The sequence below is a fragment of the Pseudomonas sp. B19125 genome (assembly GCF_044218855.1).
GTDB classification, from domain to species: Bacteria; Pseudomonadota; Gammaproteobacteria; order Pseudomonadales; family Pseudomonadaceae; genus Aquipseudomonas; species Aquipseudomonas edaphica.
The window spans coordinates 1,520,806-1,540,229 of the sequence record NZ_CP162589.1 but is presented as its reverse complement, the minus strand read 5'-3'; the positions used below and the strand labels follow the sequence as shown (position 1 = coordinate 1,540,229).

The 19,424-nt window shown below is 60.1% G+C and carries 15 protein-coding genes; 2 read left to right on the top strand and 13 right to left on the bottom strand.

Annotated elements, in window-relative coordinates; translation table 11 throughout:
* Window positions 1–35 precede the first annotated feature (35 nt).
* The 8 genes from queC to hmpA all read right to left on the bottom strand — a co-directional run bounded on the left by queC (window position 36) and on the right by hmpA (window position 8,350).
* The gene (queC, locus tag AB4P96_RS07005; RefSeq protein WP_017135068.1) at window positions 36–734 is read right to left on the bottom strand and encodes a 7-cyano-7-deazaguanine synthase QueC; all 699 of its coding nucleotides are present in this window, start codon (window positions 732–734) and stop codon (window positions 36–38) included.
* Window positions 735–837: 103 nt separating this feature from the next.
* Window positions 838–1,725: a heme o synthase gene (gene cyoE, locus AB4P96_RS07000; RefSeq protein WP_017135069.1), complete on the bottom strand. Its 888-nt coding sequence runs from the start codon at window positions 1,723–1,725 to the stop codon at window positions 838–840.
* Between the two features lie 11 nt (window positions 1,726–1,736).
* Window positions 1,737–2,078: a cytochrome o ubiquinol oxidase subunit IV gene (gene cyoD, locus AB4P96_RS06995; protein ID WP_010206434.1), complete on the bottom strand. Its 342-nt coding sequence runs from the start codon at window positions 2,076–2,078 to the stop codon at window positions 1,737–1,739.
* Entirely contained in the window at window positions 2,078–2,704 is a 627-nt protein-coding gene (locus AB4P96_RS06990) for a cytochrome o ubiquinol oxidase subunit III (protein ID WP_010206435.1), read from the bottom strand. The genes cyoD and AB4P96_RS06990 overlap by 1 nt, the downstream gene beginning before the upstream one ends.
* 3 nt (window positions 2,705–2,707) lie before the next feature.
* The gene (gene cyoB / locus AB4P96_RS06985; protein WP_017135070.1) at window positions 2,708–4,726 is read right to left on the bottom strand and encodes a cytochrome o ubiquinol oxidase subunit I; all 2,019 of its coding nucleotides are present in this window, start codon (window positions 4,724–4,726) and stop codon (window positions 2,708–2,710) included.
* Between the two features lie 3 nt (window positions 4,727–4,729).
* Entirely contained in the window at window positions 4,730–5,671 is a 942-nt protein-coding gene (cyoA, locus tag AB4P96_RS06980) for a ubiquinol oxidase subunit II (protein WP_026013527.1), read from the bottom strand.
* Between the two features lie 793 nt (window positions 5,672–6,464).
* Entirely contained in the window at window positions 6,465–6,971 is a 507-nt protein-coding gene (locus tag AB4P96_RS06975; RefSeq protein ID WP_017135072.1) for a disulfide bond formation protein B, read from the bottom strand.
* Window positions 6,972–7,168: 197 nt separating this feature from the next.
* A complete protein-coding gene (gene hmpA, locus AB4P96_RS06970; protein ID WP_395600628.1) occupies window positions 7,169–8,350 on the bottom strand; it encodes an NO-inducible flavohemoprotein in 1,182 nt (393 codons plus the stop codon).
* A gap of 147 nt (window positions 8,351–8,497) precedes the next feature.
* Here hmpA and norR point away from each other — a divergent pair, with 147 nt between their 5' ends.
* On the top strand, window positions 8,498–10,042 hold the full coding sequence (gene norR, locus AB4P96_RS06965; RefSeq protein ID WP_236445883.1) for a nitric oxide reductase transcriptional regulator NorR: 1,545 nt from the start codon (window positions 8,498–8,500) through the stop codon (window positions 10,040–10,042).
* A gap of 108 nt (window positions 10,043–10,150) precedes the next feature.
* Here norR and AB4P96_RS06960 read toward each other — a convergent pair whose 3' ends face one another.
* Window positions 10,151–11,053 (bottom strand): DMT family transporter, encoded by a 903-nt coding sequence (locus AB4P96_RS06960; protein ID WP_186618066.1) that lies wholly within the window; start codon window positions 11,051–11,053, stop codon window positions 10,151–10,153.
* Between the two features lie 137 nt (window positions 11,054–11,190).
* On the opposite strand from AB4P96_RS06960, the gene AB4P96_RS06955 reads away from it, so the two are divergent.
* Entirely contained in the window at window positions 11,191–12,066 is an 876-nt protein-coding gene (locus AB4P96_RS06955; RefSeq protein WP_017135076.1) for a helix-turn-helix domain-containing protein, read from the top strand.
* Here the strand turns inward: AB4P96_RS06955 and AB4P96_RS06950 are convergent.
* The 4 genes from AB4P96_RS06950 to AB4P96_RS06935 all read right to left on the bottom strand — a co-directional run bounded on the left by AB4P96_RS06950 (window position 12,063) and on the right by AB4P96_RS06935 (window position 19,385).
* Complete coding sequence (locus AB4P96_RS06950) at window positions 12,063–14,558, bottom strand: LuxR C-terminal-related transcriptional regulator (RefSeq protein WP_170040516.1); 2,496 nt, start codon at window positions 14,556–14,558, stop codon at window positions 12,063–12,065. The genes AB4P96_RS06955 and AB4P96_RS06950 overlap by 4 nt on opposite strands.
* Window positions 14,559–14,815: 257 nt before the next feature.
* Window positions 14,816–16,174 carry a DUF1329 domain-containing protein gene (locus tag AB4P96_RS06945; RefSeq protein ID WP_017135078.1) on the bottom strand — a complete coding sequence of 453 codons (1,359 nt, stop codon included), beginning with the start codon at window positions 16,172–16,174 and terminating at the stop codon, window positions 14,816–14,818.
* Window positions 16,175–16,200: 26 nt separating this feature from the next.
* Window positions 16,201–17,991 carry a DUF1302 domain-containing protein gene (locus AB4P96_RS06940; RefSeq protein WP_099549448.1) on the bottom strand — a complete coding sequence of 597 codons (1,791 nt, stop codon included), beginning with the start codon at window positions 17,989–17,991 and terminating at the stop codon, window positions 16,201–16,203.
* Window positions 17,992–18,473: 482 nt separating this feature from the next.
* Window positions 18,474–19,385, bottom strand: a complete 912-nt coding sequence (locus AB4P96_RS06935) for an SDR family oxidoreductase (protein WP_017135080.1) — start codon at window positions 19,383–19,385, stop codon at window positions 18,474–18,476.
* Window positions 19,386–19,424: the final 39 nt, after the last annotated feature.

Genomic DNA, 19,424 nt, shown 5'->3' with positions numbered 1-19,424 from the left:
AGCTCCCACTGTAGACCGAGTACGGTCCCTAACCCCTAGCTCAGTTGCAACTTCTGCTTCAGGCTGCTCATCACACCCGCCTTGTCCTGCAAATACTCATTCAAGCCCCGAGCCCGCAGGTTGCATGCATCGCAATTACCGCAGCCGGTGCCAATGATGCCGTTGTAGCAAGTCAGGGTCTGGTGCTGAACCAGGTCCAGTTGCTGGTGGTAATCTGCCAAAGCCCAGGTCTCAGCCTTGTTCAGCCACATCAACGGCGTGTCCAGGCGCAGCTTGTAGTCCATGCCCAGTTCAAGCGCCGTGTTCAGCGCTTTGACAAAATCATCGCGGCAATCGGGGTAACCCGAGAAGTCGGTCTCGCAGACACCGGTAATCACGCTTTCAGCTTTGACCTGATAGGCGTAGATCGCCGCCAGGGTCAGAAACAGAATATTGCGCCCCGGCACAAAAGTACTCGGCAGGCTTTCGCCCGAGCTGTTCACGGTCGGCACCGGAATGTTGTCGCGGGTCAGGCTGCTGATTGCCAGCTCGTTGAGCAGCGACACGTCCATCACTTTGTGAACGGTGGCGCCCAACTGCTTGGCCAACTTCTGCGCGACTTCAACTTCGGCCACATGGCGCTGGCCATAATCGAAGGTAATGCAGTGCACTTCGTCATACTGCCCCAGCGCCTGGATCAGGCAGGTGGTCGAGTCCTGCCCGCCACTGAATACCATCACGGCTTTTTTAGTCATCACGTTGCTTCCTGCATTTGTAGAATGTGGGAATAGTTTAAAGGCCACTCAATAAAAAGCCCCGCGCTTCTTGCGAAGGCGGGGCTTTTTGTTGCTCGGTGACTCAGTGTGCGTAGGTCAGCAACAGCTCTTTCGGCACTTGGAAATCCAGGGACATCATCACGCTGAGCGCGGTGATGGTGAAGATCGAGAACACGAACAGCTTGCGCGCCCAGACGGTGTCATCCACCGCCTTGTAGCCGGTCCAGGCCATGTACAACCAGTACATGCCCATGGCGGCGGCGACGGCGAGGTAGCTCATGCCGGCATAGCCACTGAAGGTCAACATCAAGGTCGCCACGAGGAAGGCCAGGATGTAGAGCAGGATGTGTTTCTTGGCCACCTGAATGCCACGCTTAACCGGCAGAACCGGAATCGACGCAGCCAGGTAGTCATTGAAGCGGAAGATCGCGATGGCATAGGAGTGCGGCATCTGCCACAGGCTGAACATCACCAGCAGCACCAGCGCAGCCATGTCGAAGCTATTGGTTACAGCCACATAACCAATCACCGGCGGCATCGCCCCCGACAGACTGCCCACCAGCGTGCCGTGAACCGACTTGCGCTTGAGGTACAGGCTGTAAAGGCCGACGTAGATAACAAAACCGATCACGGCAAACAGCGCCGCCAACGGGTTGGCCACCTTGTACAACAGGGCTACACCGGCAACACCCAGGACGGTCGCGTAGATCAGTGCCAGTTTCAGGGAGATAAGGCCCTGCACCAGCACACGATTCTTGGTGCGTTCCATCTTCAAGTCGATGTCACGGTCGATGCAGTTGTTGAACACACAACCGGAAGCTACCACCAGGGACGTGCCGATCATCGCAGCCAAGAAAATGGCCAGATCGACATGCCCCTTGGAGGCCAGGAAGAAACCGCCTGCCACAGAAAGCACGTTACCGAAAATGATCCCCGGTTTGGTGATTTGGATAAAGTGCTTAAGCGACATCGGGTCTTACCTCACTTCGCCATCATGAACGTATGGATGCTGAACATGATCCATATCGACAGGCCAACCAGCAGCAGGATCACAAGACCTGCGAACACGAACGCAATCACGTTATCGCGCTGCTCTTTCGAGCGATCCAGGTGCAGGAAGTACACCAGGTGAACCAGAACCTGAATCACCGCGAACGCCAGGACGATCATCAAGGTGATCGACTTCGGCAAGGTTGGGTACATCACCAGGCCGAACGGGATCAGGGTCAGGATGACCGACAGGATGAAGCCGATAGCGTAAGACTTTACGCTGCCGTGGCTCGCATCATGGCTGTCATGGTCATGGGAGTGTGCATTAGCCATTACAGAGTCCCCATCAAGTAAACGACGGTGAATACGCAGATCCAGACCACGTCCAGGAAGTGCCAGAACAGGCTCAGGCAGCTCAGGCGAGTCTTGTTGGTGTTGGTCAGGCCGTGCTTATTGACCTGATACATCATCACCGCCATCCACAGCAGGCCGGCAGTTACGTGCAGACCGTGGGTGCCTACCAGCGTGAAGAACGCGGACAGGAAGCCGGAACGGTGCGGGCCGTAGCCTTCGGAGATCAGCAGGTGGAACTCGTTGATCTCCATGCCGATGAAGCCCAGGCCGAACAGGAAGGTCAGTGCCAACCAGCTCAGTACGCCTTTCTTGTTGCCCTTGTAGAAGGCCAACATGGCGAAACCGTAGGTGATCGAACTGAACAACAGCAAGGCGGTTTCGCCGAGCACGTAAGGCAGTTCGAAGATGTCGTGGCCCGACGGGCCACCCGCTACGTTGTTTACCAGTACCGCGTACACCGCGAAGATCGACGCAAACAAGATGCAGTCGGTCATCAGGTAGAGCCAGAAACCGAATACGGTCATTGGCCCCGAGTCGTGGTGATGGTCATCGTGCCCATGGTCATCGACATGGGCGTGTCCAGCATTGGTCACTAAGTTCGACATGGTTTAAGCCTGTTCCAACGAGGTTTCTACACGGTTGGCCGGGATTTTCTTCTCGGCTACCAGGCGAGCGTGCTGCTCGGCTTCGATGCGTTCGATCGTCTCGACCGGCACCATGTAGCCTTGATCATCACGGGCAGCGTGAATGATGAAGTAACCGATAGTGCCTACCAGGCCCACGATTGCCAGCCACCAGATGTGCCAGATCATCGCGAAACCGAACACGGTCAACAGCGCGCCCATCACCACGCCAGTGGCGGTGTTGTTCGGCATGTGGATCGGCTCGTAGTGCTTAGGACGCTGGTACGCAGTACCGTCTTCCTTGGCTTCGGTGAACGCATCAATGGTGTTCGCAGTAGGGATCACAGCGAAGTTGTAGAACGGCGGTGGCGACGAGGTCGACCATTCCAGGGTGTGGCCATTCCATGGGTCACCGGAGTCGCAAGCGTTCTGCTTACGGTCACGGATGCTCACGTACAGCTGGATCAGCTGGCAGGCAATACCGGCAGCAATCATCAACGCACCGAACATGGCGACGTACAGGTACGGCACCCACTCAGGGTTGGTAGTGGCGTTCAGACGACGGGTCATGCCCATGAAGCCCAGCGCGTAGAGCGGCATGAACGCGACGAAGAAGCCCGAGATCCAGAACCAGAATGCAGCCTTGCCCCAACCTTCGTGCAGCTTGAAGCCGAACGCTTTCGGGAAGTAGAAGCTGAAACCTGCGATGTAGCCGAATACAGCACCACCGATGATCACGTTGTGGAAGTGCGCGATCACGAACAGGCTGTTGTGCAGTACGAAGTCAGCACCCGGAATGGCCAGCAGTACGCCGGTCATGCCGCCGATGGCGAAGGTCACCATGAAGCCCAGGGTCCACAGAACCTGGCTGGTGATACGCAGACGGCCGTGGTAGATGGTGAATAGCCAGTTGAATAGCTTCACCCCCGTCGGGATCGAAATCAACATCGTCGCCAGGCCGAAGAAGGCGTTGACGCTGGCCCCCGAACCCATGGTGAAGAAGTGGTGCAGCCACACCATGAAGCCCAGTACAGAGATTGCGCCCGATGCATAAACCATCGAGTGGTGACCGAACAGGCGCTTGCCGGTAAAGGTCGAGATCACTTCAGAGAAGATACCGAACGCTGGCAGGATCAGGATGTACACCTCAGGGTGACCCCATGCCCAGAACAGGTTCACGTACATCATTGGATTGCCACCAAGTTCATTGGTGAAAATGTGGAAATCCAGGTAACGGTCAAGCGACAGCAGCGCCATGGTAGCGGCCAGGATCGGGAACGAAGCCACGATCAGGACGTTGGCCCAGGTGCAGGTCCAGGTGAAGATCGGCATGTCCATCAGTTTCATGCCAGGGGCGCGCATTTTCAGGACGGTGGCCAGGAAGTTGACCCCCGTCAGTGTCGTCCCGAGTCCTGATAACTGTAGCGCCCAGATGTAGTAGTCCACACCCACGCCCGGACTGTACTGAATACCCGACAACGGCGGATACGCAACCCAACCGGTCTTGGCGAATTCGCCGACGCCCAGGGACAGGTTGATCAGCACCACGCCGGAAACCAGCAGCCAGAAGCTCAGGGAGTTCAGGAACGGGTAGGCAACGTCACGCGCACCGATCTGCAGCGGCAAGGCCAGGTTCATCAAGCCGGTGAAGAATGGCATCGCCATGAAGATGATCATGATCACACCGTGAGCGGTGAAGATCTGGTCATAGTGTTCAGGCGGCAGGTAGCCAGGCGAACCCTCGGTGGCCATGGCCAACTGGGTACGCATCATGATGGCGTCGGCAAAACCACGCAGCAGCATGACCATGGCAACGATGACGTACATGACACCGATTTTCTTGTGGTCGACAGACGTCAGCCACTCGGTCCACAGGTAGGTCCACTTCTTGAAATACGTGATTGCAGCAAACAGTGCCAGACCACCCAGCGCGATCATGGCGATGGTCACCATCACGATCGGCTCGTGGAACGGGACCGCATCCCAACTTAATTTACCAAACATCGTTTACTCCTCTGCCCCAGCAGTTGAATGCGAGCCCGTGTCAGAACCTTCAACCACGGCCACTTCTTTCTTCTCGTGCTTGACCGGCTTGCCTGGCTTCATACCTTCGTACTTGTCGACGATTTTCTGAAACAGGTCCGGCTCAAACGCGGAGTACAGAGCGACTGGGTTGTTCTGGCTTGGTTTGGTCAGGGCGTCGTATTCAGCTTGATCAAGCTGTTTAGGTGCGGCCTTGACTGCGGCTACCCAGGCGTTGAAGTCTTCCTGGCTCGTCGAGATCGCTTTGAATTTCATGCCGGTGAAGCCAGCGCCGCTGTAGTTCGCGGAGATGCCTTCCATTTCAGCTTTTTCGTTGGCGATCAGGTGCAGGCGAGTCTGCATGCCCGCCATCGCGTAGATCTGGCCGCCCAGTGCAGGGATGAAAAACGAGTTCATCACGGCATCGGAGGTGATCCGGAAATTAAGCGGAGTGTTCTCCGGGAACTGGATCTCGTTGACCGTGGCGATACCCAGGTCCGGGTAGATGAACAGCCACTTCCAGTCCAGCGCGACCACTTCGATATTGATCGGCTTGACGTTGGATTCCAGCGGACGGTAAGGGTCCAGCTCGTGGGTCGACTTATAGGTGATGTAACCCAGGGCGATGATGATGAGGACCGGCACCAGCCACACGGCGATTTCGATCTTGGTGGAGTGCGACCACTTAGGCGCGTAGGTAGCGCTGGTGTTCGACGCGCGGTATTTCCAGGCGAAGGCGAAGGTCATGATGATCACAGGGACCACGACCAGCAGCATCAGCAGGGTAGCGGTGATGATCAGGTTTCGTTGATCCAGACCGATCTGTCCTTTTGGGTCCATCAAGGTCCACTTGCAGCCTCCCAGCATTAACAGCATGCCAATCAGCGGCAAAAAGCCTAGTAATCGGGGGTACCTGTTTTTACTCATCTCACGACCTCTAAAGCAGCTTGCGCAATGCAGTTGGGTTTTGATCGCCAACACTTCACCCTGCCAAGGGTTGGCATTTCTCTTCGATTGAATAAGAGCCTGCCCGTCACGCCATAACTGTACGTTTCACGGACCTGCGGTGAGTTCTTATTCGATTTCGTGGTTAAAGGCCTTGTTACAGACCAATTCCATTTGGTGCGGATAGTTGAAAGGCTGCCGGAACCTTGGGGTCGCACAGAGCCGTCCATCTGCCCCTCGACCGCTCCAGTGCTCAAATATTGAACAGCACCGGACATTCAGTGCGGGCGATTGTAGTTAGCTAGCGATGTATAAACCATGTCTTATAAAGAAATAATTTTTATCGATTACAGCAACAATCCTTCACTAATCCTGCAAAGGTTCGCGATCTTATCGTGTTCGATTCCCAACAAAAACCACAAAAATTGCCGTGTTATTGGGCACAACGCCACTTCCCTTACACCTTGTAAGGGCTTGCAAAACGGATCCAAGCCCCCATAAAACAAGGCATTCGGACATCACCCAATGGCTCGCACGGCGTGACATTCGCGGCATCGCCCAAACGATGAACTGACAGCACAATTTAGCCATCGGGTGCAAATTCAGGCGGCGGTTTGATGGGTCAGAAACGTCCTGCGGCAACGTCCGTGTGACAACATGTCGCACGCTGCGCACACCTATTGTTGCCCCTCGTCACGGCCCTTTCACAAATCCCTACAACCAAAAACGCCCCGGACTTCCTTCAAGGAAGACCGGGGCGTTTTGGCGAGCAGACTCAGGCCTGGCGTTGGCGATTGCGATAGATGCCCAGCGGCACCAGAATCACCGTTAGCACGAACGCCACCAGCGCCCATTGCGCCAGGGACAAGCCAAGGATGGGCGGGTACGGCGTGCTGCAGAAGCCGTCGACCTGGAAGCCCAGTGGGAACACCTTGGCCAGTGGCAGTTCATCGACAATCGGCTGCAGCACATCGACGCCGCAACTGACCTCCGGGAAGAACTGGGTGTAGACGTGGTGGCCTGCAACTGCGACGCCGCCCACGGCACTGAGGACTACCAGCCCTTCAAACACAGTCACCGCACCTTTGCGGCGCATGGCGGCGCCGATGAAGGCAAATATCGCAATCAACAGCAAAGCGTAACGCTGCAGGATACATAGCGGGCACGGCGCCTCGCCCAACACCACTTGCATATACAGCGCACCGCCAATCAGCGCCAGGCAGATGATGCCCAGCAACACCAGAAAGCGCCGCTCCCTGCCTAAACGCAATTCGTCACTCATCCCCGTTTTCCCTTTGTCGTTGTGCCAATGCCGGCAAGTTTACACACAGAGCATGGTTAAAACAGAGAGGGGTTAACTGCGGATTAATCGGGATAAATGTTGTGGCTGAGCGGACGCCATCGCGGGCAAGCCCGGCTCCCACAGGGAATCGCATTCCAATGTGGGAGCCGGGCTTGTTGTGGAGAGGGTAGATGTACTTATTCCAGCGCCGCCGCCGGGCCGAAGAACTCGTAGCGCGCCTGCTGCTCCGGCACACCCAACGCCTTCAGATGGCGTTTGATCGCCGCCATAAAGCCTTTAGGCCCCAGGAAGTACGCATCCAGGTCACGCTCCTTGGGCAACCACGCCGCCAATTGCTCCTGGCTCAACAGCCCCACCTTGTCCGCCGCCGGGCTCACGCCGTCGTCCTCGGCATAGCAGTAAAAGCGTTTGAGCTGCGGGTGCCTGGCCGCCAGGGCATCGACCCAATCACGGAACGCATGCACGCCGCCGTTGCGGGCGCAGTGGATAAAGTGCACCGGGCGCTCGGTTGCCAGGGCCGCTTCAAGCATGGGCAATGTGGGGGTGATGCCTACCCCGCCGCTGATCAGCACCAGCGGTTTATCGCTGGCCGCCAGCGTGAACTCACCCGATGGCGGGAATAGGTCGATGGTTGCACCGACATGCATCTGGTCATGCAGGTAGTTGGACACCCGCCCACCGGCCTCGCGTTTGACGCTGATGCGGTACAGGCCCGCATCGCTCAGGGCCGACAGGGAATAGTTGCGGCGCACTTCTTCGCCGTCCAGCACCAGCTTCATGCCGATGTACTGGCCCGGTGCGGCTTGCAGGATCGGGCCGTTGTCCACAGGGGCAAAGTAGAAGGAGATGATCTCGTCGCTCTCCTCCACACGCTTGACCAACAGGAATGGCCGCGCACCGCGCCAGCCGCCCGGCGCCTGGGCTTTTTCATCGTAGATGGCCGCTTCGGCGCCAATCAGGATGTCGGCCAACTGGCCGTAGGCCGCGCCCCAGGCATTCATCACCTCAGGCGTGGCGATCTCGCTGCCGAGCACTTCAGAGATGGCGCGCAGCAGGCAGGCGCCCACAATCGGGTAGTGTTCCGGCAGGATCTGCAAGGCCACATGCTTGTTGATGATCTTGGCCACCAGGTCACCCAGTTGGTCCAGCTGATCGATGTGCCGCGCATACATCAGCACGCCATTGGCCAGCGCACGGGGCTGGTCACCGCTGGCCTGGTGGGCCTGGTTGAACAGCGGGCGAACTTCTGGGTATTCGCTGAGCATCATGCGGTAAAAATGCGTGATCAGCGCTTCGCCGCCGCTCTCCAGCAGGGGCACAGTGGATTTGACGATGGCACGGTCTTGGGCACTAAGCATGGCAGACTCCTGGGTCTCTTTACTGATTACCTTTACCTACTCAGCATTCGTGCCAACTAATTAATCGTTATAGTTCAATAAGTTAAATATAATGTAGTCAGTATGACTCCCTACACTTTATAGTCACAAGGACTACAAGGAGTCATTATGACTGCACAATCGCTGCTCACCACCCTGCTGCCCCTGGTCGCCGACCTGTCCCGCGAACTGCCCGAGGGCGAGCGCTATCGACGCCTGTTGCAAGCCATGCGCGCACTGTTGCCGTGCGATGCCGCCGCGTTGTTACGCCTGGACGGTGAGTGGCTGGTGCCGCTGGCTGTGGATGGTTTGAGCGCCGATACCCTTGGCCGTCGCTTCAAGGTCAGCGAACACCCGCGCTTTGAAGTGTTGCTGAGCAGCGCTGGCCCTACCCGGTTTGACAGCGACAGCGAACTGCCCGACCCCTACGACGGCTTGGTCGACGGCCTGCACGGGCACCTGGAAGTGCACGACTGCATGGGTTGCCCGCTGTTTATCGACGACCAGCCCTGGGGCCTGCTGACCCTCGACGCGCTGGACACCGAGCGTTTCGAACGCGTTGAGCTGGATGCTTTGCAAGCCTTTGCCAGCCTGGCGGCGGCCACGGTCAATGTCGCCGAACGCATCGAGCGCCTGGCAATACGCGCCGAAGACGAACATCAGCGCGCCGAGATCTACCGCCAGGCCAGCGGCCAACAGCACAAGGAAATGATCGGCCAGAGCAAGGCGCACAAGCGTCTGGTCGAGGAGATCAAGCTGGTGGGCGGCAGCGACCTGACCGTGCTGATTACCGGCGAAACCGGGGTCGGCAAGGAGCTGGTCGCCCAAGCCATCCACGCCGCGTCCCCGCGTGCGGACAAGCCGATGATCAGCCTCAACTGCGCCGCGCTCCCGGAAACCCTGGTGGAAAGCGAACTGTTCGGCCACGTGCGCGGCGCCTTTACCGGCGCGTTGAATGAACGCCGTGGCAAGTTCGAGCTGGCCAATGGCGGCACCCTATTCCTGGATGAAGTGGGCGAGTTGTCGCTGACCGTGCAGGCCAAATTACTGCGCGTGCTGCAAAGCGGCCAGTTGCAGCGCTTGGGTTCGGACAAGGAACACCAGGTGGATGTACGCCTGATTGCCGCCACCAACCGCGACCTCGCCGAAGAAGTGCGCAATGGCAGCTACCGCGCCGACTTCTACCACCGCCTGAGCGTGTACCCGCTGCAAGTGCCGGCGCTGCGCGAGCGCGGGCGGGATGTGTTGCTGCTGGCGGGGTACTTCCTGGAGCAGAACCGTTCGCGCATGGGCCTGGGCAGCCTGCGCCTGACCAGCGACGCCCAGGCCGCGCTGCTGGCCTATAACTGGCCAGGCAATGTGCGGGAGCTGGAACATTTGATCGGGCGCAGCGCGCTCAAAGCCCTGGGTAACTGCCGCGAGCGGCCGAAGATTCTGAGCCTGAGCGCCCAGGACCTGGACCTGCCGGACGTCAGCGCGCCGGCTATCGAAGCACCGCTGCAAGCGCCGCTGGCCGCGACCGGCGACCTGCGCCAGGCCACCGAGCACTACCAGCGCCAAATCATCAGCGCTTGCCTGGAACGCCATCAGCACAACTGGGCCAGCACCGCCCGCGAACTCGGCCTGGACCGCGCCAACCTCGGCCGCATGGCCAAGCGCCTGGGCCTCAAATAGCCCAGGCAACTCGGGCAACTGTGGGAGCTGGCTTGCCTGCGATGGCGGTGGGTCAGCTAACTCAACTTTGACTGATCCACCGCCATCGCAGGCAAGCCAGCTCCCACATTAGATTGCCTTCGCCTTTAAGATTGGGTGAACCGACCGAGGCTTTCTGAACACCAACACATTCCCCAACATCACCAACACCAGCCCCATCAGCGCCGGGGCGGTCCACTGGTATCCCTCGGCAAACGCCGACACGTTCAGCGCCACCACCGGAAACAGCACCGTGCAATACGCCGCCCGCTCCGGCCCCATGCGCCCAACCAGGGTGAGGTAGGCGGTAAAGCCGATCACCGAACCCGGAATCACCAAATACCAGAGCGCGCCGATATACCGCGCACTCCAGTCCATGTCGAAAGGAATGCCGCGCACCGCACAGTAAGTCGCCAGCATCAAAGCGCCATAGGCCATGCCCCATGCATTGGTGGTCAGCGGCTTGAGCCCGGCCTTCTGTTGCAGGCTCGAGAGCATATTGCCCGCCGAGAAACACATCGTCCCCAACAATGCCAACCCCAGGCCGAGCAAGGTCTGCGGGCTGGCGGTATGCCCTGCCAGTTCCGGCCAGAAAAGAAAGCCCAGCCCCAGCAACCCCAGCGCGCCGCCCATCAACACGTTACGTGCTACGCGCTGGCCAAAAAACACCCGGGCATTGAGGGCGTTCCACAACGTGGCGGTAGAAAACACCACTGCCACCAGACCGCTCGGGATCCATTGGCTGGCGGTCAGGAAGCACATGAAGTTGACGCAGAACAGGCACAGCCCCTGCGCCAGGCAGATCAAATGCCCGCGCCGGTTCATCACCTGCAACTTGCGGCTGAGCAGCAACAGCGCAAACAGCACCAGCGCCGCCAGGCCGAAGCGGTAGACGATCGACACGGGAATCGCCACGACGCCCAATTGCCATTTGAGGGCGATCCAGGTGGTGCCCCAGATCAGCACGGTGAGTAAATACAGGAAAAGGTTCATAGCGGGCTCCGTCGATTGAGGCACAGTGTCCCTTGGCAGCCGGCCGGCGCTCTTGCACATTCTTGCGCTTTTGTCGGGCGCAGGGATCACAGCCATCGCCGGCGGGAGTAGGATGCAAGGCGTCGGAGAGCACAACCATGCCAGATCTGGAATCCCTGCAAGTCTTTCAAGCCCTTAACCGCTCGCCCAACGCACGCCTGGAAGCCTGCGCCGAGCTCGGTGACGGCTTGTCTGCGGCCTTGTGGAGCAACCATCACGACTCGCAGGACTACCAGGCGCCGACCCATCACACCTTGTCCTGCTACATCGGCGGCGGCACCGGCACGTTTCGGCGCGATCAGCCTGGCACCAAGGGCGGCCCGGATAAACTCTGCATACTGCCCGCCGAGCACCAGTCGGCTTGGGTGATCAACGGTGAGATCCGCCTGGCCCACGTGTATTTCAGTCCCGAGCAATTTGCCCTCGGCTGCGTCACGTTGCTCGATCGCGAACCGCGGGAACTGCAACTGCGCGAAAGCACCTTCCTCGAAGACGCCAGCCAGGCCCAACGCTTTCACCAACTGATCGCCCTCAACTGGCAGGAGCCCGCCGAGCGCCTGCTGACCAGCAGTCTGGCCCATGAAATGCTCAGCCACACCTTGCTCAGCCAAGTCGGCGCACGCGATGGCCTGCGTTTGAAGGGCGGGTTGGCGGCGCATCAGCGGCGGCTGTTGGTGGAGTTTATCGACCACCACCTGGAAGACCCGATCAGCCTCGGGCAACTGGCCGGCCTGTGCGCGCTGTCGGAATACCATTTTGCGCGAATGTTCCGCCAAAGCTTCGGCCTGCCGCCCCACCAGTACCTGTTGGCACGTCGCCTGGCGCGTGCGCAAGCCCTGTTGCGTGGCGGCGCCCTGCCCCTTGGCGAGATTGCGTGGCGGTGTGGCTTCTCCAGCGCCAGCCACTTTACCCACCGTTTTCGCCAGGCCATGGGCGCCACGCCCGGGGAATACCGCCAGGCGTTCTGCGCCTAGACCATCAAGCCCAATGTCTTGGCCTTGGCCACCGCTTGGGTGCGTCGCTCCACGCCGAGCTTGCTGTGGATACGCCGCGCGTGAGTCTTGACGGTGTGCAGCGAGATAAACAGCCGGTCGGCGATTTCCAGGTTGGAGTTGCCTTGGGCGATCAGCTGCAGCACTTCCAGTTCGCGTTGGCTCAGCGGGTTTTCCACCACGCCACTGGGCGCCGCCGGGGTTTCCAGACCCAGCTCAATCAATAGCCCCGGCGCACGCAAACGCAGCTCGCGAATCGCCTGCTGCACCTGGCAGCGTTGCGCCAGCTCCAGCCCGGTTTGCAGGGCGCGCCGGGCCACGGCTGAGTCGCCCAACTGCCAGGCCACTTCTCCCAGCACCAGGTGCAGCTCGGTTTCCAGGCAGAGCATGCCGCGTTGTTGGGTGGTGTCGAGCAAGGCATACAGGCGCTCCATGGGCTGAACGGCCACACCCAGCTTCACCTCGGCCAGCACCAGCAAGTACTCCAGCCGTGGAATCAGTTCCAGCGTAGCCGGCGGTGCTTGCCGGGCCTGTGGCCCACGGAAGTGGCGCAGCACCCGGCGCACTGCTTCCACGGTCAGTTCGGCACGGCCCTGTTGCAACCAGAAGTGCCCACTGACCAACAGCAGCACCGCGCGGTATACCGAGTCCGGCACATGGCGTTGCTGCATCAAGCGCTCCGCTTCGCGCAGCTGGGCAAACGCCTGGGCGTAATCGCCATGGTTGGCCGCCAGCAACGCCAGGCCGAGAAACCCATAGAGCACGCGCTTGTCCTGACTGTGCAGGCACAGGCTCAAACCGCTCTCGAAACATTCACCGGCGAGCGTGTCCTGGCCTTGGCGCAACGCCAGATGCCCGCGCCGCAGGGCGATGCGCCCTACCAGTGGCCCCGCCTTGAGGCGCTGGCGCGCCAGCATCGCCTGCACATTTTCCAGCAGGCTTTGCGCCCGATACGGTGCACCGCGTTGCTCCAGCAATTGCGCATGATCCAGTTCCAGCAGCGCTTCCAGCACCAATGAACCATGGGCACGCGCCAGGCACAGCGCTTCGCGGTTCAAGGCTTGGCCCACGTCCAGCTCGCCGCGCAGCAAGGCTTGCTGGGTCAGGCCCGAAAGGCACATCAGCCGGGAAGTCCAGGCGCTGTCGGGCAACGCTTGCAAAGCCTCCAGAAAATGCTCGCGGGAGCGCTCGGCATCTCCATTGAGGTGCAACAACCAGCCCCATTGCGCCTGCCAGCGCGCCAGTAAATGCCGCTGTTTCGCCGCCGTCGGCTGTGGTGCAAACCGGGCAAGCTGGTCGATGCACACACCGGCTTGCTCAAAGCGCCCGGCGAACAACAATGCGGCCGTCACCAGCCCCACCAGTTGTGCGGAGCCAAGCATCAATTCATCGCCATGTTGCTCATGCAGACGCAGCAACAGCTGCGCATTCTGCTGACGGAACAAGTCTTCAAAACTGAAGTGTTGCAACAGGCTCACCGCCATCTCAAACGCTTCGGCCAGCAAGGCCTGTTCAAACGCGGCTTGCCAATCGCACTCGGCGGTAAACCATTGGCAGGCACGCCGATGCCAGGCGCGCTTGGCCGGCCAGGGCTCATCGCGCAGCAAGCGTGCGAGCGGCGCAAAGACCTGCAGCCAATCGGTGGTGTCTTCCCAGGGCTGGATAAAGGCGCCCAATGCCTGCAACTCCCGCAGGTAGTGGGCGCCGTCGCCAGCGCCGAACAGGTGCTCACACAGGCCCGGGTTGAAGCGCGGCAGGTGCGCCAATACCCGCCAGGCCTCAGCCAACTCGACCGGCAAGGTGCGCAGCAGTTCGTGTTGCAGGTAGTCGAGCAAGGTTTTGTCCGGGTGACCATCACCGAGCAAGGCAATGCGTACACCGGCGCACCAACCGCCGCTGAACTGCATCACGCTGTCGAAGCTTTGCCCGCCGCCGAGCAGTTGCTGGACTTGCGCCGGGCTGAAGTTCAGCTCGCTGCACACCAACAGTTCATCGTCGAGCAACAACCGCGGCCAGTTGCATGCCGGTCGCCGCCGCGCGCCCAGCCACCAGGTCAGCGCCGGGCTGGCGACACTGAGCAGGCGGTCGAGCAAAGCATCCAGCTCGGGCGCGGGCAGGCGGCAGTAATCATCCAGGAACAACCACGCCGTGGGCTGCCAGCGGCTGAGGTCAAGCAACAAGGTAGCTTCATCGACAAACGCCAGCCCCAGGTTGTGCGCCAAGCGTTGGCACAACTCATCGGGGCTCAAAGCCGCACCATTGAGTGGCAGCCAATAGACCTGGCAACCCTTGGGCGCCTGCAAGGCACACTCGGCCAGTAACGCGCTTTTGCCACTGCCACCCGGCGCGCACAGCAACTTCACCCTCACGGTTGCTGCGAGCAACGGCTCGGTCAATTGCGGGCGTAACAGGTGATGGGCGGACAGCCGTGGCATGAATCCAGGACGGTCCAGGCAGCGGGTCATGGCGGTCATTGCTGCATCCTGCGTTTTTATTGTTATGCAACCTGACGCCACCCTAGTCCTGTGGTTGGCGGTTGTTGAAGAAGTATTCAGCAGGGTGATTGAAGGGCATTAATTAAAGGCAGAATGCAGACAACTGTGGGAGCTGGCTTATGTGGGAGCTGGCTTGCCTGCGATGCAGACACCTCGGTCTGACAGGCATACCGAGGTGATGCTATCGCAGGCAAGCCAGCTCCCACACAAGCTCGCTCCCATATTTTATATCTGAGTCAGCGAACGCCCTCGGACCGCAGCGCTGCTGGCGTGTAATCCGCCGCCTTGGCCGCGAAGCCGAACACGAAACTGCGCTTTTCCTCATTCTTCATGCCGAGCGCGATGTAGCGCCCGGCAATGATGTCGTACAGGGTTTCCACGGTGTAGGCCGGCACTTGGTGGTCGTAATAGAACTGCGCATGGCCTTCAGCAACGCGCCACAGTTGGCCTCGCCCGTCGTAGTGGTCCACCAGCGCGACCTGCCAGCTGTCTTCGTCAATGTACATGTGGCGCTTGGCGTAGATGTGCCGCTCGCTCGGCTTGACCGTGCCGACCACTTCCCACACGCGGTGCAGCTCGTAGCGGGTGAGGTCCTGGTTGATGTGCCCGGCCTTGATGATGTCGTCGTACTTGAGGGTCGGCGAATCGAGCTTGTAGCTGTTGTAGGGGATGTACATCTCTTTTTTGCCGACCAGTTTCCAGTCGTAGCGGTCAGGCGCGCCGGAGAACATGTCGAAATTGTCGGTGGTGCGCAGGCCATCGGAGGCGGTGCCCGGGCCGTCATACGAGACTTGCGGTGCACGGCGCACGCGGCGTTGGCCGGCATTGTAGATCCAGGCCAGACGCGGCTCCTTCACCTGGTCGAGGGTTTCATGCACCAGCAGCACGTTGCCCGCCAGGCGTGCGGGCGCCGTGACCGATTGCTTGAAGAAGCTCAGCACGTTGGCCGCCTTGGCCTGGTCGATGTCCGGGATGGCTTGCGGCACCGCCACTTCTTCTTCGAAGCGAATCGGCGTGTAGCTGCCATTCGTTTGCGGGGTGGCCTGGGTGATGATGCGCTTGAGGTTACCGCCGTGATAACGGGTGATGTGGTTCCACAACACTTCCACGCCATTTTTCGGGATCGGGAACGCGTAGTAACGGTTGCCGGTGAAGTTTTCCAGGCCATTACCGTCGTTAATCGCGTGCACGTTCAGCGCGCTGCGCTTGATCGACTCGTAGATATCCGGCGGCAGGTTGACCGTGCGATGGGTCGGGTACACCGGGATCTTGTAGGTCTCGGGGTAACGCTTGAACATCGCCACCTGGCCGTCGGAGAGCTTGTCTTTGTACTTGTCGACCGTGGCGGCAGTGATCACGAACAGCGGTTTTTCATTGGCGAACGGGTCGGCCAGAAAGCCTTTGCTGTCCACCGCGCCAGCGTTTTTCGGGATGCCGCCGGTCCAGGCCGGGATCGAACCGTCGGCGTTGCCGGCTTTTTCGGCGCCGACCGGCGTCAGGGTGGTGCCGAGCTTGGCGGCCTCTTCGGGCGAGACGGCGGCCATGACGTGGGCGGCCAGTACACTCAGGGCCATCACTGCAAATAGCTTACGCATAGGTTGTTGTCCTTCCTTAAACCAAGTCAGAAGTTCACGCCGAAGCTGAGGGCGATAAAGTCGCGGTCGGTGAGGGTGTTGTAGTCACCGCCGAAAAAGTCGGTGTAGCTCAGGCTCGCGGTGTAGGTGTTGCGGTAGTCCGCATCCACGCCGACGCTGATCGCCTTGGCGCCTTCGTTGAAAATGCCGTTGGGGCCGTAGCCGCTGACGTCATGGGACCAGGACAGGTTGGGCTTGAGGTTCACCCCGGCGAACACGTTGTTGTAGTCGAGGATCGCGCGGGCGCGGTAACCCCAGGAGTTCGCGGTGACGAAGCCGTCGGTGTCGCCGCCGAAACCATAGGCGCCATACACCGAATCGCGGCCATAACGCAGTTTGGTCTTGGCTTCCAGCCCGCCGACGTGCACATAGGCCGCCTCGCCCACCAGCGTCAGGCGTTCGGCACCCAGCACCTGGTCGAAGAATTGGGTCATGGTGCTCTGGATCTGGGTGATTTCCTTGCGGCGGTAACCTGAGTTGTCCGAGCCGAACGAACTGCGGATCGGCGAGGCGGTTTGGCCGGCAATCGGGTTGACCAGCGCCAGGGTCAGGTCGGTGGTGTTGAGTTGCACCGGCGCATTCGGCCGATAGCTGATTTCGCCGGTCCAGGCCGTGCCGGTGGGCAAGGTGGTGGAGAAACTCGCGCCGTACAGGCGGATGTCTTCCGGGTAATCGAGGTAATACTGGCCACGCCCGAGCATGGTGCTCTGGGCCAGGCCCGAACCACTGCCGGGCGCGATGGCGTTGGCAGTGCTGACGATGCGGCCGATGGTGGCCAGGTTGGTGTTGGCGGTAATCGTGCCCACCGTTGGCGTGCGGCTGTGGTAGTTCATGAAGTAGAGGCCGTACTCGGTGTCATCGCCCAGCCAGCGCAAGGCCGCACCGAACTGGCCGCCATCGCGCGCTTCGCGGTCGTTGGCGCGCTGCACCACCACGCCTTCGCGCGTCACCTGAAAGCCCTGGCCAAATGCTGCGGCCACCGGTTGCAACGGCGCAATCGCCGGGCTGCCGACCGTGTAGTTGCCATTGCAGCCGTGAGCCACTACATCGTTACCGAAGAAGGTGCCGCAGTTATCCACCACGGTGTTTTCCCAGTTGAGCTGGTAGAAGCCTTCCACCGACAGCTGGTTAGTCAGGCTTTGGGACGCGAACAGCATGTTGACCGGGATCAGGCCTTCCTTGATCTCGGCGCCTGGGCGGCGGAACGCCGAGACGTCGATGGGGTTGATGCTGTTGATCGAGTTACCGATAAACGTACTTTCACCCCAGCTCACCACCTGTTTGCCGACCCGCACGGCGCCCGGCAAATCGCCGATGGAATAGTTGTGATACACAAAAGCATCCAGCAGCTCGTAGCCGGACGAGCGCGCGCCTTCGTCGCGGTGGTTGTTGCTGATTTGCTTGAACTCGCGGTTTTCGTCCTGCAGTTCGAAGTCATACCAGTACTTGCCGCGCACAAAGATGCCGCTGTCGCCGTACTTAAGCTCCAGGTCGTGAATGCCCTTGAAGATCTTGGAGAAGGTCTCACCCTTCTTGAAGTTCAGCCGCCCGTCATCACCGGTGGACGCCTGCCCCGTGCCGCCGTTGGGAATGCCCACCAGCTTCTTGTCAGCATCGCGCATGCCCCAACTGGCGCCGACCGACAGCGAGGAATCGAATTGCCCTTCGATCTCGCCGATGTTGAATGAAACAGCCTGCGCCTGGGCGCAGAAACCCAGCGCAACCGCCGTGGCCAGCGCCTGTGGCGTGAAGATGGCGCGCATTGTTGTTTTTGTCATGCGTCTTCCCCGGTGAGTGACAGAAGGCCCCACCCTACTGCCGCCCCTCGGGAGCGATAAGCGCACCAAAGGGGTATTCGTGGTGTCGCTCGAAAGGATGAACAGGCGCTCTGGCCGCGGTTTGGGCGCCACCATGGATTAGGCAGATGGCGGATTATCAGGAGGATGGATAGCGCACCGGCGATCATTACTGAAATTGCAACAGTCCTTGTCCTGAACTGCTATTACTCATTTTGTTACAACCGACTATTCTTAACGCACTTTCAGGGCAGATGGCCCGCTTGGGTAAATCCAGGAAAAGTCTGATTCCAATAGATTGGCCTAATGTTTCAATCTATTACCGCTGTTCACTGACGTTGATTTGTCGCTCCTTGATCCAACGTCTTACTTCGGCCGCTGCGTTTGCAGCGGCCTTTTTTATACCCAAAATAAAACGGGGCGCCTTTAGCGCCCCGTATTATTCAACTGTGTTCAAGCAACGATCAGAGGCTGAACTTCTGCAAATTGGCCATCATCTCTTTCAACGCTTCGATGTTGTCCTTGGGGTGCGCAGCGCCTTCGAAGTCGCAGATCTGCGCCCAGTGCGCCGCCACATCGTCGGGTGAGAACCCGGCCTCAGGGTCAAACCCCACGCCCAGGCTGCGCTCCCAGCGGGTTTTGCCGATCCAGCCGCCGCCGACTTCAAACAAGCCCGAGGTGTCCTGGCACGCCTCGCTGCCCAGGTACACCACCAACGGGCTGACCAGTTCCGGCTTGAGGCGTTCGAACACCTGCGGCGGGATCAGGCCTTCGGTCATGCGCGTGCCGCCGGTGGGGGCGATGGCATTGACCAGGATGTTGTTCTTGCGCCCTTCCAGCGCCAGGGTGCGGGTCAAACCGTAGAGGCCCAGCTTGGCCATGCCGTAGTTGGACTGGCCGAAGTTGCCATAGATGCCCGAGGTGGACGCGGTAAAGATCACGCGGCCATAACCCTGCTCGCGCATGTGCGGCCAGGCGGCGCGGGTAACTTTGTAGGCACCTTCGACATGCACGCGGTACACCAGGTCCCAGTCACTGTCGTCCATTTTGTGGAAGGTCTTGTCGCGCAGGATGCCGGCGTTGTTGACCACCACGTCGACACGGCCGAACACGTCGAGAGCGTGCTGGACGATCTTGTCCCCCTCGGTTACGGAGTCATGGTTGGCCTCGGCAGTACCGCCCGCCTCGCGAATCTCCGCCACTACACGGTCGGCGGCCGAGGCATTCGCGCCTTCGCCCTGGGTCGAGCCGCCGAGGTCGTTGACCAGCACTTTGGCCCCGTGCCTGGCAAACAGCAGCGCATGGGCACGGCCCAGCCCGCCGCCGGCACCGGTGACGATCACGACCTTATCCTGGAACTGCACTGACTCACTCATACCGAACTCCGTTGGCGACATTGGCAATGGGTTGAGTGT